Source organism: Rubrivirga halophila, assembly GCF_046845755.1.
Lineage (GTDB): Bacteria > Bacteroidota > Rhodothermia > Rhodothermales > Rubricoccaceae > Rubrivirga.
On the sequence record NZ_CP177357.1, the window covers coordinates 670,661 to 685,645 of the forward strand.

13 protein-coding genes are annotated in these 14,985 nt (G+C 68.6%); all 13 read left to right on the top strand.

Translation table 11 applies throughout. The features are described from left to right. Nucleotides 1-66: 66 nt before the first annotated feature. Nucleotides 67-915: a sulfotransferase gene (locus ACLIRP_RS02785; RefSeq protein WP_412063682.1), complete on the top strand. Its 849-nt coding sequence runs from the start codon at nucleotides 67-69 to the stop codon at nucleotides 913-915. Continuing rightward, nucleotides 912-2,405, top strand: coding sequence for an MOP flippase family protein (locus ACLIRP_RS02790; RefSeq protein WP_412062435.1), 1,494 nt, complete (start codon nucleotides 912-914; stop codon nucleotides 2,403-2,405). Before ACLIRP_RS02785 ends, ACLIRP_RS02790 begins: the two co-directional genes overlap by 4 nt. A gap of 107 nt (nucleotides 2,406-2,512) precedes the next feature. Further along, nucleotides 2,513-3,217, top strand: coding sequence for a methyltransferase domain-containing protein (locus ACLIRP_RS02795; protein ID WP_412062436.1), 705 nt, complete (start codon nucleotides 2,513-2,515; stop codon nucleotides 3,215-3,217). After that, the gene (locus ACLIRP_RS02800) at nucleotides 3,217-4,392 is read left to right on the top strand and encodes a glycosyltransferase (protein ID WP_412062437.1); all 1,176 of its coding nucleotides are present in this window, start codon (nucleotides 3,217-3,219) and stop codon (nucleotides 4,390-4,392) included. The genes ACLIRP_RS02795 and ACLIRP_RS02800 overlap by 1 nt, the downstream gene beginning before the upstream one ends. 8 nt (nucleotides 4,393-4,400) lie before the next feature. Then, the gene (locus ACLIRP_RS02805) at nucleotides 4,401-5,357 is read left to right on the top strand and encodes a sulfotransferase (protein WP_412062438.1); all 957 of its coding nucleotides are present in this window, start codon (nucleotides 4,401-4,403) and stop codon (nucleotides 5,355-5,357) included. Next, the gene (locus tag ACLIRP_RS02810) at nucleotides 5,354-6,763 is read left to right on the top strand and encodes a glycosyltransferase (RefSeq protein WP_412062439.1); all 1,410 of its coding nucleotides are present in this window, start codon (nucleotides 5,354-5,356) and stop codon (nucleotides 6,761-6,763) included. Before ACLIRP_RS02805 ends, ACLIRP_RS02810 begins: the two co-directional genes overlap by 4 nt. Before the next feature lie 3 nt (nucleotides 6,764-6,766). Then, entirely contained in the window at nucleotides 6,767-7,981 is a 1,215-nt protein-coding gene (locus ACLIRP_RS02815) for a glycosyltransferase (RefSeq protein WP_412062440.1), read from the top strand. Nucleotides 7,982-8,233: 252 nt separating this feature from the next. Continuing rightward, nucleotides 8,234-9,652 (top strand): phenylacetate--CoA ligase family protein, encoded by a 1,419-nt coding sequence (locus tag ACLIRP_RS02820; RefSeq protein WP_412062441.1) that lies wholly within the window; start codon nucleotides 8,234-8,236, stop codon nucleotides 9,650-9,652. 82 nt (nucleotides 9,653-9,734) lie between these two features. Continuing rightward, the gene (locus ACLIRP_RS02825; protein WP_412062442.1) at nucleotides 9,735-10,811 is read left to right on the top strand and encodes a glycosyltransferase; all 1,077 of its coding nucleotides are present in this window, start codon (nucleotides 9,735-9,737) and stop codon (nucleotides 10,809-10,811) included. Nucleotides 10,812-11,325: 514 nt separating this feature from the next. Further along, a complete protein-coding gene (locus ACLIRP_RS02830; RefSeq protein ID WP_412062443.1) occupies nucleotides 11,326-12,483 on the top strand; it encodes a hypothetical protein in 1,158 nt (385 codons plus the stop codon). A gap of 47 nt (nucleotides 12,484-12,530) precedes the next feature. Further along, nucleotides 12,531-13,661, top strand: a complete 1,131-nt coding sequence (locus ACLIRP_RS02835) for a glycosyltransferase (RefSeq protein ID WP_412062444.1) — start codon at nucleotides 12,531-12,533, stop codon at nucleotides 13,659-13,661. Continuing rightward, complete coding sequence (locus ACLIRP_RS02840; protein WP_412062445.1) at nucleotides 13,661-14,296, top strand: sugar transferase; 636 nt, start codon at nucleotides 13,661-13,663, stop codon at nucleotides 14,294-14,296. Before ACLIRP_RS02835 ends, ACLIRP_RS02840 begins: the two co-directional genes overlap by 1 nt. Next, the gene (locus ACLIRP_RS02845; protein WP_412062446.1) at nucleotides 14,293-14,901 is read left to right on the top strand and encodes an acetyltransferase; all 609 of its coding nucleotides are present in this window, start codon (nucleotides 14,293-14,295) and stop codon (nucleotides 14,899-14,901) included. Before ACLIRP_RS02840 ends, ACLIRP_RS02845 begins: the two co-directional genes overlap by 4 nt. The last annotated feature ends 84 nt before the right edge of the window (nucleotides 14,902-14,985 follow it).

Here is a 14,985-nt window from a genome sequence, read left to right on the forward strand (position 1 = left end):
AGGGTCATCCGAAACGCGCTCGTGACCGTGGACCAATTGGTCGTTGGTGAGTCGTCGTCTCCCTCAATGCCCCCTTTGTTTGTGGTCGGGAGCCCGCGCAGCGGAACGACCGTGGTGACCCAGCATATATTTAATACTTTCGAGTTTGCTTATATATCCAACTATGTAAAAAAGCATTTTCGGATTCCAGCTATTGCCTCTGTAATTTCTAGATTGAAAGGTGTATCGAATCGTGCTTATGATAGTCGCTTGGGCGTTGTCAAGGGGGAAACGTCAATCAGTGACGGGTGGGCGCTGTTCGAGCAGTGGTTTCCAGGGTTTAACTACCATGATGCTGATGGTTCTGGATTTCTGAGGACGGCAAATCCGAACCGACTCGCGGCCCTGCTAAGGTTTATAGAGCGAATATATAGCGCTCCTGTTCTCGTCAAAAATAACGGAAATTCTTTGCGAATTGACTCATTGTCTAATTTGTTTCAAAGCGCTATATTTGTGCACGTTGAGCGTGATCTTGTTTCGACTAGCTCTTCCCTGATTAGGGCTCGGCACAAGAGGGGGGTGGGAAAAGGTGACTGGTGGACAACCGTCCCTGAGCCCATCCTTAGCCTCAGCTTTGAATCGGAGGCAGAGCGGGCCGTGGTCCAGTCTTGGGCCGTCCGTGAAGCGGCGCGGCGGAGCTTGACGGCGCTCTCACCAGATCGCTACATCACCATCGAATACGACGCATTCTGCGACGACCCTGACGGTGTGATTCGTTGGGTCGAAGCGAAATACCTAGCGCATGCTGTCCGACTCAAGCGCGTGTCCAACTGCTTGGACCCGACCATCGAGAACCGCGCGCCGCCTCCCCTGGTCTCCGAAGCGGACGTGGAGCGGTTTGTCGCTCGAGCCAAACGGCAGCTAGCTGCCACGTGACGCCCCCAGATACGGATTGGGATCTGGAGAACGCTCCGGTGCCGCGCCCCACGCAGCGCGATGTGGTCAAAGCTCTAGGGTGGGCGGCGGCGCCCAAACTACTAGTTCAGCCGCTGACGTTCGGCGTCGGAGTCGTGCTGGCTCGTTTGCTGTCCCCGGAGGACTTCGGGTTGGTTGGCATGGTAACTGTACTGTCCGGCTTCTCCCTGATGTTCGTCGACAGCGGCTTTGCATCCGCGCTGATCCAGCGGGACACAATTACGGACCGGGAAACTTCGTCTGTATTCTGGCTCAATCTGGGTGTGGGTAGCGCGCTGGCGGTGCTCATCGCCGCGCTGGCTCCGCTCGTAGCGTCGTTCTACAAGGAGCCTGAACTGTTGATGCTAACCCGAGCGGTCGCTCTGCAGTTTGTGCTCAGCGCCCTCGCCGTAGTGCCGGCAGCACTGCTCCGCCGAGATCTCGCCTTCAAGGCTCTCGGACTCCGAGACGTTGCAGCGGCGGTCGCTGGGGGGGGCGTCGCGGTCGTGATGGCTCTCTCCGGATACGGCGTCTGGAGTCTGATCGGTCAGATTCTTGTCAACGCACTCGCGACGGCGGTCTTGGTGTGGGCTGCATGCCCGTGGCGACCACGATGGACATTCGATTGGGCCGCCGTGCGGGACTTGCTGGGCTTTAGTGGCAACGTACTGGGGTTCAACGTGATCAACTACTGGACTCGTAACGCCGACTACCTGATCATCGGCCGGGTGATCGGTGCCGCGAGCTTGGGCCTGTACACGCGCGCGTATCAGACCATGATGCTGCCCATCACCCAGTTGACCGGCAAGTTGTCTAGCGTCCTGTTTCCTGCGATGGCCCGATACCAAGACGATCTACCCCGGCTCAAGCGCGGCTACCTTCGGGCCATAGGGATCACTGGCCTGATCACTATCCCACTGATGGTGGGATTGTTCATTCTGGCAGACCCATTCGTCCGAGCCGTCTACACAGACAAATGGGCTGGTGTCGTCCCCATCCTGCAGATCCTGTGCCTTGTCGGCATCAAGCAACCCCTCGGATCCATCACTGGAGTTTTGTATCTCTCTCAAGGGCGAGCGGACCTGCAGTTCAGGTGGAATCTTGTGATCAACGTCTCCGCGGTCGCGGCGTTTGCTATGGGAGCCCAGTGGGGAGTCCTGGGAGTAGCCATCGCTTATGCGATTCACCAATACGTGTTCTGGTATCCATCAATTCGGATTCCAGGCGCGCTGATCGGTGTCTCGTTCTATGACTTTGTTCGCTCAATTAGTGGTGTTATAGCTTGTTCGGCGCTGATGGCTACTGCGATGCTGGGCGTAGACAGATTTGTCGGCGACTGGTCGAGCCCTTGGATCGCCCTCCTTTCATTGACCGCAGTTGGGGTCGGTGTGTTTGGGTCTGCGGCTGCTACTTTTCAGCTGAAACCCTATCGCGAAGCGCTCTCGATTTTAAGAGGTCACGTGGTTTCCTAGTAAGATTTAAATCATAAATCATGAGTCGTTGAAAAGTGACTTGTGTTTAGTATCGTGAGCTATAGAAGTCTGTCCTGCCTTATATTGATCAATAATTACAATGTGCAGTGGGCGCGCGGCAAGTACGTCGAGACGCCCCGCGGCTTTCGCGCCGACACCGACCACGTCCGCGTCCGCTCGCGGATGATGGGGGACCTGAGCGGGGAGGCCCACAGCGACGTGCTCCGGGGGCCCGCCCTCGGGATGCTGGCTGGGCTGGGTTGCGGCAATGTGCCGCGTTACCAAGTACACCAACCCCATGTCGCCAACATCGTTTGCACCAGCTTGCCCGCGGGCGCGCACGGCACCGCGCACCTCGGCGTTCAGGACGAGGTCAACCGAGGCACCCCTTGGACGACGCCTGGGTGGACGCGCTCCTGGCGATCGACGTGCTGGAGCACCAGTGCGATCCAGGGCGGTTTTTCAGCGCGACGGCGCGCGTGCTCCGCTCCGGCGGGACGATGATCCCGGGCGTGCCGTTCCTGTACTGGATCCATGAGACGCCCCGCGACCATCACCGCCACACGCGCTTCAACTCGGACAAGTGGAGTGCCGACCACGTCCTGAGGATGGTGAGACTGTCGGAGTACGGCGGTCCGGTCGCCGTGCTGTTCGACCTAGTCGGCAAAACGATCCCCGCAGGCCCGGCTACGCATGCCCTCCGGAGCCTCGCGCGGCGCACGATCCGGTGGGCACCGGTCCGCCGCGTCGACAGTTTGCGAAGTGCGACGTACCCCCCGGGGTACGGCCTCGTCGCGCGAAAGCCTTCCTGATGCTACCGGTCGTCCACAGTACGCCCGTCTGGCTGCCGCTGACCCAGCTCTGGATGCACCAGCTGGTGGCCGGGACGGAGGGGCTCGGGCCAGGCCCGATCTCCACCACCGTCGTCTGCGAGCAGACGCGCGACCTCGACCGGTTCCCGGTCGCCGACCTGCGCGTCGCGCCGCCGGACGGCGCCGGGGGGCGGCTGCTGCGCCGCGCCCGCCTGCGTCGCTCGCCGCCCCTCCTGGCTCAGACGCTCCGCCAGCGGGCCGCTGAGACGGGAACACCGGCCCTGCTGCACTCCCACTTCGGCGATGTCGGCTGGACCAACCGTGCCGCCGCCCGTCGTGCGGGGTCGCCCCACGTGGTGTCCTTCTATGGGATGGACGCCTCGCTGCTGGTGCGGAAGAACCCGCGCTGGCGCCGCCGCTACCCCGAGCTGTTCGCGAGCGCGGCGCGGGTGGTGGTCGAGGGGCCGGCGATGGGCGGGACGCTGGAAGCGCTGGGGTGCCCGGCCGACAAGCTGGCCGTGATCCGGATCGGCATCGATACGGCGGCGGTGCCCTTCGAGCCTCGAAGCCGCGCGGCCGGCGAGCCGCTGCGCGTGCTGCTGGCGGCCAGCTTCCGCGAGAAGAAGGGCTTCCCCGACGCCGTCCGCGCGCTGGGCCTCGTGGCGCGCGAGACGCCGGTCGCGCTCACCATCATCGGCGACGCCAGCCGCGACGCCGCCAGCGACCGCGAGAAGCGGGAGATCCTGACGGCCCTCGACGAGACCGGGCTCCGCGCGCACACGCGCCTGCTCGGTTACCAGCCGCACGCCACGCTCCGCGCCGAGGCCTACCGCCACCACGTCGTGCTCCAGCCCAGCCGCGTCGCGGCCGACGGCGACTCCGAGGGGGGCTCGCCGGTCGCGCTGACCGAGCTGGTGGCGACGGGGCTGATCGGCGTCGGCACGCGCCACTGCGACATCCCGGAGCTGCTCATCCACGGCGAGACGGGCCGCCTCGCGGATGAGGGCGACGTGGAGGGGCTCGCCCGCGAGCTCCGCTGGGTGGCGGACCACCCCGACGCCTGGGGCGGCCTCGCCCGTGCCGCTCGCCACCGCGTCGAGGCCGAGTACGACCTCGCTGTGCAATGCGCACGAATGGCCTCCCTGTACCACGATGTCGCACGGGCGGCCACCTAGCTTCAGAGATGTCCTCGCTCCCCCTTCCCATCCGCGTCCGTCGGCGACTCGCCAAGGGTGTATTCGACGCCGCAGGCCGCGCGCTACCCCTTGTTCGCCAGTTCGACCCGCTGGAGAACCTGATCCTGTGCAGCGACCCCCGGGGCGGGAGCACCTGGCTGGGCGAGGTGATCGGGTGCGTGCCGGGGACGGCGACGCTGTGGGAGCCGCTTGACATCGCCGCCGTGCCCCGCGCCGCGGCCCTGGGCTTCGGCTGGCGCCAGCATGTCGACGAGGCGGACGACTGGCCCAGTGCGGAACAGTTCTTCGGCGACGTGTTCGCGGGCCGTGTGCTCAACGGCTGGACGTTGCGCGCGACGACGCCCGTCGAGTGGCTCCGCGCCGAGCGGATGGTGGTCAAGTTCTGCCGCGCGACGGCGCTCTTGCCCTGGCTGACCCGGCGGTTCGCGTTCCGCTACCGGCCCGTCCACCTGGTCCGCCACCCGTTTGCCGTCGTGGCGTCGCAGCTGGCCTACGGCGCCTGGGACGCGCCGTTCACCGGCTTCGAGCAGCCCGTCGGCCCCCACACGGCGCTCTGGGATGCCCACGCCGACTATCTCGCGACGCTGACCACGCAGGCCGAGGCGCTCACGGCCACCTGGGCGCTCACGAACGGCGTGGCGCTCGGCCATCCCCGCGCCGGGACCGACTGGACGACGGTCCACTACGAGCGGCTGGTGATGGACCCCGAGCCCGAGATCGCGCGCGTCTTCGACGCCTGGGACCTGCCCGTCCCTGCCGCCGCCGCCGAGCAGGTCCACCGGGCGAGCGCGACGACCAAGACGGCCACCTTCCAGCAAGGGCCGCAGGCCCAGCTCGCCAAGTGGCAGCGCCACCTCGATCCGGCCGATCAGGACCGGATGATGGCTGTCCTCGACCACTTCGGCGTGACGATCTACGGCCGCGACGTGCTCCCGACGCTGTGACCCGTCGACCGATCCGCGTGGCGCACTGCCTGGAGGAGCTGTACTCGGGCGGCGTCGAGCAGCGGCGGCTCCACCTCGCGCGGCACCTCCCGTCCGACGAGTTCCGCCAGCTGGTGATCTGCACCGAGGCCAAGGGGCCCATCGCAGACGACATCCGGGCGGCGGGCGCCGAGATCGTCGAGACGGGGCCGGTTCGGAGCTTGCTCGACCCGGCACGCTACCGTCGCGTCGCGGCCGCGCTGGCCGGTGCGCTGCGCGCTCTCGCCCACGCCCCGGCACGCCGACGGCCGCTCGGCGAGGCCGGGCGCGCCCGCGCCGACGCACTGTTCTCGGCCGAGCGGTACGCACAGGATGTCGCCGGCCTCTACCGAGAGCTCATCGCCGAGGGCGGCCCCCTGCAGGGGGGGGCACCGGCCCCGCGCGCGCGGCCCTCGTGGATGCCCTCGCCTTCCGTCCCCGGACTCGTGAGCGTCATCGTGCCGCTCTACAACCGGGCGGACTTGATCCGGTCGGCGGTCGAGTCGGTCCGGCGCCAGCCGTATCGCCCGGTCGAACTGATCGTCGTCGACGACGGTTCGACGGACGACGGCGCCGACCGCGTCGAGGCGTGGGCCGTGGACGTGACCTCGCCCTCGTTTGACGTCCAGGTGATCCGCCAGGCCAACGGTGGGGCCCCGACGGCCCGAAACGCAGGCCTCCAGGCCTCACAGGGGGAGTTCATCCAGTTCCTCGACTCCGACGACCTGCTGACCCCGGCCAAGCTGCCCGCGCAGGTCGAGGCGCTCCGTACCGACCCGGCCCTGGATTACGTCTGGTCGCATTCCACGCATCAGCCGACCCCTGAGATGCCGTCGGCAGGGCTCGCCGGTCCGGGCGCCGCCGCCGAGGTGTTCCGTGGAGACGGCCGCGTGGCCGCGCCTATGCAAGTGGTGCATGGGCTCTACCGCCGCCACGTCTGCGCCGCGGTGGGGCCATGGACGCCGGGCCTGCCGCGGTACCAGGACTGGGAGTACAACGTCCGCGCGCTCTCAGTATGCCGCGCTGTCGCGTGCGTCGATGTGCTGGGCTACATCGTCGTGGAACACGACCGGGGCCGGATCAGCACGACCAGTCGCCGGACTTACGCCGCCCAGATCCGCCGGGCCGTCCAGTCGCTCGACACCTACCGAGACCGGCTGGACCCGTACCTCTGGCGCTACCTCTCGGCGCAGGCGCTCTCGGGGGCGGCCATGCTGCTCGCCCTCGAAGGCGACTACGTGGGCGCGCGTACGGCTGCCCGCCACGCGGCCCGACGCGCGCCCGTGTCCTCCTTCAAGCTCAAGGCACAGGGATTCGCGGCTCTAGCGGCCATGGCCCCCTCCGCGGCCCGGTACATCGCCCGCCGTCTCTCCTCCGTTCGGACCTGACTCATGCGCATCCTCTTCGTCTCCTGGGACGGTCCCGGCACCGACTACATGACGGGGCTGTTCCTGCCGATCTACAACCGCCTCCAACTTGAAGAGGGTCACGAGTTTCACGTCCTCCAGTTCACATGGGACACGCCAGAGAGAACGCACAAGGTCGCCGAGACCGCCCGCGCGATGCAGATCAGGTACCGGGCCGTCGAGGCGTGGCGGCGACCTGTCTACCCGGCCACGGCCGCGACCATCGCCAACGGCGTCCGCGAGGTGGCCCGCTACGCGCGTGAGCACCAGATCGACGTGCTGATGCCGCGCAGCGTCATCCCGGCCACGATGTGTCTGGCGGCCCGCCCGTTCCTCCCCGGCACCCGGATGGTCTACGACGCCGACGGGCTGGCGGAGGAGGAGCGCGTCGGCGTCGGGCGAATGCGCCACGGCGGCTGGCAGTTCAAGCTGGTGCGCGCCGTCGGGGAACGGGCCGTCCGAGCCTCTGCCGCCGTGGTGACACGGACGGAGTGGGCGCGGGAGGACCTCGCGCACCGGGCGGGCGTCTCGCCCGAGCGCCTGTTCGTGGTCACCAACGGCCGTGACCCGTCGGTCTACACGCCCGGGACGCCCGAGCGCCGCGCGGCCCTGCGGGCGGAGTATGGGATCGGCGACGACGCGCCACTGCTGATCTATGTGGGGTCGATGGGCGGGAATTATCGCCCGGATCTGGTCTCCGGCTTCGCCCGCTACGCGCTGCGCCAGCAGCCGGACCTCCACGTGATTGCGCTCACGCCCCAGAGCGACGTCCTCCGCGACGCGGTCGGGGAGGACACCTACTCCGGCCGGCTCCACATCACGACCGTCGGGCTCGACGAGGTGGCCGCCCACGTCGCCGCGGCCGACCTGGGGCTCGGGTTCCTCGCCGACCGCCGCGCGACGCGCGCGCGGAGCCTGGTCAAGGTGGGGGAGTATCTCCTGTGTGGAACGCCCGTCGCGGCGACCGTCGCAGTGACGGAGGGGAGCGGGCCGCTGGCGGGGGCCGGGGTCGGGACGGTTCTCGACGACACGGCGGCCGGCCTGACCGACGAGTACGACCGCATCCTGTCCTGGGTGCTCGAGGACGTGATCCCCAACCGGGAGCACTACCGGGATGCATGTCGGCGAGCCGGCGTCGAGCGGTTCACCCTCGCGAAGTCGGCCGAGCAGTACGCCGCCGCGCTCCGCTACGCATCCTGAGGGTGCGACGGGGGGCTTGTGCCTCGGGGATCGGTCGGGCAAAAAACGAAAGACGCGGCGCGCACCCCGACTCCGCGTCCATCTTTTTCCTCTCCGGGGACGGTAGGCGACGGCTTTTTGCAGTCGGATTGCCCCCCCTGAGGGGGATCCCGCGCAGCACGAGGGGGTGTTGGAGTCGTTTGGAACTGCCGCAAGCCCCCCGTCGGCTTCGCCGCCATCTTCCCCGGACGGGGTGTCTCCACCCGTCACCGCATGTTCAACCCTCGCGACATGGACCTCGTCAAGCTCTACGGCCGACTGCCCCTGGCCTTCAAGCGCGCTGCGACGGCAGCCCGGGGGGCGCACTTCGCCCGGCTCCGCTACGGCTCCGAGTACCGCCGCACGCTCGTCATGCTGCGCGAGTCCGAAGGCTGGGCGCCCGACACGATGGCCGCGTGGCAGCGCGCCCGCCTCGGCGCGGTGCTGGCTGAGGCCGTACGCACGACCGACCGCTATGCCGGGCTCGATCCCGAGGCCGTCGCGCATGCCGTGCGGACGCTCGACCTGTCGGGCCTGCCGCTGCTCGACAAGGCGACCTACAAGTTGGAGCAGCCGTCGTTCGTCAACCGCGAGCGCCGGTCGGTCTTCGTGTCCAAGACGAGCGGCACGACGGGCAGCCCGATGGTGGTCCTCTACGACCGCGCGTCCGTCCAGCAGCGCGTTGCCTTCGTGGACCGCCAGCGCGAGTGGGCCGGCGGCGACGCTCGGGGGCGCTCCGTCCGCCTCTCCGGCCACCATCTCGTCGACCCGACGCGCCAGCGCCCGCCCTTCTGGATGGTCAACCCGGCCGAGCGGCAACTCTTGCTCTCGACCTACCACCTCGGCCCGGTTCATCTTCCGGCGATCATGGATCGGCTGGAGCGGTACGCGCCGCAGTTTGTCGACGGCTACCCGTCGTCGGTGCGGATGCTCGCCCGGGGCGCGGCCGCGCTGGGTCGGCGGCTGCCCTCGCTCCGCGCCGTCATCACGACCGCCGAGGCGCTCGACCCGGACGCCCGCGCGGAGATCAGCGACGCCTTCGGGGTGCCCGTCCTGGATTACTACTCGGCCAGCGAGGGCGTGCCGCTGATCCAGGAGTGTGTCGAGGGGCGCTACCACCTCCGGCCGGAGTCGGGCGTCTTCGAGTTCCACCGCTCCGACGGGACGCCCGCCGGGCCTGGCGAGCGCGCCGAACTGGTGACGACCAGCTTTACCCAGATGATGATGCCCCAGGTGCGGTACCGTTCGGGCGACTACGTGGTCCTGGACGACGACCCGCTGGCGCCGTGCGCGTGTGGCTGCCGGCACCCGACCGTCGCCGGGGTCGACGGCCGCCGGGAGGACCTCGCGCTGGCGCCCGACGGCCGGTGGATCGGGCTCCTCAACCACCGGACCCTGAAGACGTTCGAGTCCATCCTGGGCTCGCAGGTGGTCCAGACGGCGCCGGATGCCTTTACGCTGCGGCTGGTCCCGGGCCCGGCGTTCGATCTCGACGCGCTCCGGCCTCAGATCGCGGCCAAGTTCACCGCCGCGCTCGGGCAGCCGGTGACGCTCGACTACGACTTGGTGGAGGCGCTGCCCCGTGGGGCCAACGGCAAGTTCCGATCGGTGATTCGCGCCTTCGAGGTTGAGGCGCCCGGCGCGGACGTCTAGCCGCCCGGTGAAGACGCGCAGCGGTGGCGCCAGCTACTGCCCGCCCGACCCATCTTGCCCGCCGACTCCTCTCCTCAACGCTTTGCCCATCGCCCCCCGCCCCGATCCGGCCCCACTCGACCTCAACGTGCTCTTTCTGGCGATGGGCACCCAGACCCCGGGGTCGCGCTTCCGAGTGCAGCAGTTCTTCCCGCACTTCCGCCGACTCGGCGTCCATCCGACGCTCCGGACCGCCTACGGCGACGACTACAACGTCCATTCCGCCCGGCGCTACGCCCCTGCCTACAAGCTTGCCAGCCGCCTTCGTCGGTCGGCGTACGCGGTGACGGCCGGGCGCTACGATGTGGTCTACGCTCATTCGACGGCGCTCCGCTACACGGCGCTTCCCGAGCGCCTCTCGGCGGCGCTCAACCGGTCGCTCATCCTCGACATCGACGACGCGGTCTACCTCGGCAGCACCGGGCAGCCCAACCGCTGGGCATCGGGGGCGTTCGACGCCGCTGTCGCTGCGGCGGCCCACGTGGTGGTCGGCAACGAGACCCTGGCTGAGCGGGCGGGCGTCCCCCACAAGACGACCATCATCCCGACGGTGATCGACACCGACCGGTACACGCCGGCCGGCACGGTCTCCGCGGGTCCGTTTCGGCTCGGCTGGATGGGAACGTCCGGCAATTTCCCCGTGCTCGCGGGTGTCGTTCCGGCCGTCGAGGCCTTTCTCGCCTCCCGGCCAGAGGCTCGCTTTCGGATCGTGTCCAACCGGCCGTTCGCACCTCTTGCGGGGCACCCTCAGGTGGAAGAGATCCCGTGGTCGGCGGAGCGGGAGTTGGATCTGCTGCGGTCGTTCACGGTCGGCATCATGCCCCTCACGGACACGGCTTGGAATCGGGGCAAGTGCGCTTTCAAACTGATCCAGTACATGGCTGTTGGAGTCCCTGTCCTGGGCTCGGCGGTCGGGGCCAACCGCGAGGTCGTGGCTGATGGGGAGGTCGGCTACCTCGTCCCGACGACCGATGACTGGCTGGACTCCTTCGAGCGGATCGAGGGGGACGACTTGGTCGGGATGGGGCTTCGGGCTCGGTCTCGAGCGGTGTCGCACTACTCCATCGACAGCGTGCTGCCGACCTACTGCGACCTGTTCCGCCGCGTCGCGGCGAGGTGAGATGCCATGCTCGCGCAGTCTGGCCCCGGCGGGGGGAGGGCACGTGGGGCCGGATTAAGAGAGTGCAAGATCGGAACCGGACGGTGAGGAGCGACGGAGACGCACGTACCATGAGCGGCCTCGCCTTCCTTCCGAATGGGACGTGCTCTCGGTCTTGTCATCTTCTTTCTGATCGTCAACTCAGCCGGGGCGGGGAGGGGGGCACGCATGTGGGGAAACTGGGGCCGTCGCTTGGAGGGAGCGGCCCCCTCCCTGCTCCGGCTGCTAGAGCAGGGGGCCCGCGCTCTGGTGCGACGCCGCGCCACCCCTTCCATCATTGGCACGATGGGAGCGCGCCACCGCGGAAAGCAGACATCGGATCGGAGCGTGGGGGGACCCTCGGTTGCTGGGGCCTGCCGCTCCCCGATTCCTTTCAATGAGGGCTGAGATGGAACAGATCTTGGGGGTCGGGCTTGTCGGGGTCGTCGCGCTACTGTGGGCCTTGCATATCGGGCGGTCGGCATACTCGCACCAGGTGAAACGCCTCCTGCTGGTCGGCCTGTTGCTGCGGCTGGTCGGTGGGCTCGCGTATCTCTACCTGATTGGCAACTTGTACGGAGGAGGGGACTACCTCCTGTATATAGGCCAGGGTGGCGAGTTGTCGACCTCGCAGGGCGCTGGAGGCGTCGCGCGCGTGTGGGACCTGAACTCATGGGTAGGAGGGCGCTGGTGGGGCGTGTCTTTCGTAAGCCACATCGTCGGCCTTCTGTTCGCTCTCGTCGGTCCCACGACGGTCGGAGGGTTCATGGCGTTCTCCATGGTGAGCTACGTCGGCATCGTCTCGCTAGCCCTCGCGTTTCACCGTACGTACCCCACCATCCCCCTGGAGAGTTATCTGGTCTGGATCGTGCTGTTCCCCTCGCTCTGGTTCTGGCCGGCCGCGTTGGGGAAGGACGCCATCGTGCTCTGCGGCGTAGGGCTCGCGACACTTGGTTTCGTAGGCCGGGCGGGACACCCGCGCTGGCTGATGATGATCTTGGGTACGGGTCTGGTGTTCGGCATCCGCCCGCAGGTTGCGGCCGTGCTCGTGGTGTGCCTAGCCGCAGGGCAGTGGGGGGGGGCAGGCGGTACGTGGGACTTGAAGCGGCTCGTCCAAAGCGCTTTGCTGATCGGTGCTGGGGTCGGTGCGGTCTACCTCGCTAGCGGCCAGCTCGGGTTCAGCCTGTTCAGCACAGACGAGGTTGAGGTTTATTTTGCGTCCAAGTCGGCCGCTGTCAACAAAGGCGGAAGTGCGCTGGGGATGGATACGGTCTCCCCCTGGATGGCTCCTGTCAATGTGTTGTTTCGGCCGTTCGTCTGGGAGGCCAACGGGTCCACCGTGCTGATCTCGGCCATCGAAATTCTGTCCGTGTGGATTTTGGCGTGGGCGCGCCGCCGTCAGATCGCCGCCTTCATCCGCCTCCACCGGAAAACGCGGCTGTTCTGGTTCGGGATTGCGTTCGTGGCCTTGTATTCCGTGGCCCTTGGCCTGTCGCTCACGAACATGGGCATCGTCGCACGGCAGCGGGTTCACATCCTCCCGTTCCTGTTCCTGGCGTTTGCGGGGCCGAGCCCCGCGGCGGCGCGCGCGACCACGTGGAGGAAGCCGAGCGCCCCAGGGTACCCGCGCGCGGGCCTTTCGGCTGTGCAATGAAGGAGACCGAGCAGCGTCCGCGACTCCTCTACGTCGTGACCCACCCCATGACGGCCCGGCATCTCCTCCAGGGCCAGTTGGCAGCGGCGGCGGCCCACGGCTTCGAGGTCGCCGTGGCCAGCGCGCCCGGCGCGGACCTCGACGCCGTCGCAGTGCGGGATCCGGTCACCATCTTCCCCATTGCGATGGTACGGGAGATCGCTCCGATCGCGGACCTCCGCGCGGTCGTGAAGCTGGCGGAGGGGATGCGCCGGTGGCGACCCGACGTTGTCAACGCCGGGACGCCGAAGGCGGGACTCCTGGGGATGATCGCCGCTCGCCTCGTGGGCGTACCGGTCCGCATCTACACTCTCCGTGGCTTGCGGCTGGACACGACGACCGGTCGTACGCGAGCCCTCCTCTCTGCGACAGAGCGGCTCGCTGCGGCGTCGGCCCACCGCGTCGTCGCCGTCAGTCACAGCCTCGCCGAGCGCGTCGTGGAGCTCGGGTTGGCTTCTGCCGAGAAGGTGACCGTCCTAGCAGAGGGGGCTTCGAACGGTGTCGACGTGGAGCGCTTTGCGAGCCCCGACGTCACGGCCGTCGCGGGCCTCCGAAAGCGGATCGGCTTGCCTGACGGCACCCCCGTTGTCGGCTTTGTCGGCCGCTTTACCCGGGACAAGGGCATCGCGGAGCTGGTCGAGGCCTTCGAGCGGGTGGGGGAGGCCCGCCCCGACGCCCGCCTTCTGCTGGTGGGCGACTACGAAGACGGCGACTCCGTCGGCGACGCCGTGCGTGCGCGCATCGAGGCCGACCCCCGCATCGTCCGCGCCGGCTTCCTCCCGGACGCCGCGCCGGCCTACGCGCTGATGGACGTGCTGGCGTTCCCGTCCCACCGCGAGGGGTTTCCGAACGTGCCGCTCGAAGCCGCGGCCGCCGGGCTCCCCGTGGTCGGCGCGAGTGCGACCGGGACCGTCGACGCCGTCGTGCACGGGGAGACCGGGGCGCTGGTGCCCGTCGGGGACGCCGACGCGCTCGCGGCGGCGCTGGGACGTTACCTCGACGACCCCGGCCTCGCCCGGCGGCACGGGGCGGCGGGCCGTCGCCGGGTCGAGGCGCACTTTACAAATGAGCGCGTCTGGGCGGCCCTCTTCGACGAGGTCGACCGGCTCCTCCACGCTGCCGGGCTCCCCACCGCCTGATGCGACCCACTCTCTATACCGGCGGTGGCAAGCGGGCGCTCGACGTAGCGCTGGCGGGGATGGGGCTGCTGGTGCTGAGCCCGGTCCTGGCCGTTGTGGCCCTGCTCGTGCGGACCCGGCTCGGGTCGCCCATCCGCTTCCGGCAGGTGCGCCCCGGTCTCCACGGCGAGCCGTTCGAGATGGTCAAGTTCCGGACCATGACGGACGCCCGCGGGCCGGACGGCCGGCTTCTCCCGGACGCCGACCGCCTCACGCCGTTCGGCCGGTTCCTCCGCAGCTCTAGCCTCGACGAACTCCCCGAGTTGTGGAACGTGCTCAGGGGCGAGATGAGCTTGGTCGGCCCCCGGCCCCTGCTGGTGCGCTACCTCGATCGCTATACGCCGGAGCAGGCGCGGCGCCATGACGTGCGCCCGGGCATCACCGGGTGGGCCCAGATCAACGGCCGCAACGCCCTGTCGTGGGACGAGAAGTTCGCCCTCGACACGTGGTACGTGGACCACGCCTCGCTCGCGCTCGACCTCAAGATCCTGGCGCTCACGCTCAAGAAGGTGCTCGTCCGTGAGGGCATCGCCGCCGACGGCCAGGCCACGATGACGGAGTTCATGGGCACCCATCCTGAGGGAGGCTCGGCATGAGCGTGGTCGTCGTCGGTGGGGGAGGGCACGCCAAGGTGGTCATCGCCACGCTGGAGGCGTCGGGCCAGGCCGTCGCCGGAGTCTACGACGACGGCCTCGCGCCCGGCTTCGAGGTGCTCGGCGTCCCGGTCGTGGGGCCGACGGCGCTGCTGGCGGAGTGGGACGGCCCGGCCGTCCTTGCCGTCGGCAGCAACGCCGCTCGGCAGCGGCTGGCGCAGGCGCATCCGGGCGTCGAGTGGGCGACCGTCGTGCACCCGTCGGCCGTCGTCCATGCCAGCGTCGTGCTCGGCCCCGGCGCGGTCGTGTTCGCGGGCGCCATCGTGCAGCCGGACACGGTCGTGGGCGCGCACGCCATTCTCAACACGGCCTCATCGGTCGACCACGACGGCGTGCTCGGCGACTTCGTCCACGTCGCTCCGGGCGCGCATCTCTCCGGAGCGGTCACGCTCGGGGCGGGTGCCTTCGTCGGTGTCGGCGCGGCGTGTGCCCCCGGCGTTCGCGTGGGTGCCTGGACGACCGTCGGCGCGGGTGGCGTGGTCGTCCGCGATCTCCCCGACCACGTCGTCGCGATCGGCGTCCCCGCCCGTCCGCACCGGTCCGCGTAGGCCCTTCCAACCCTCCACCCCCACGGCGAGGACTGGCCGCTGCCGGAGGGCGAGCCGACGGTGGTATGCTGGCGACGGGTCCGA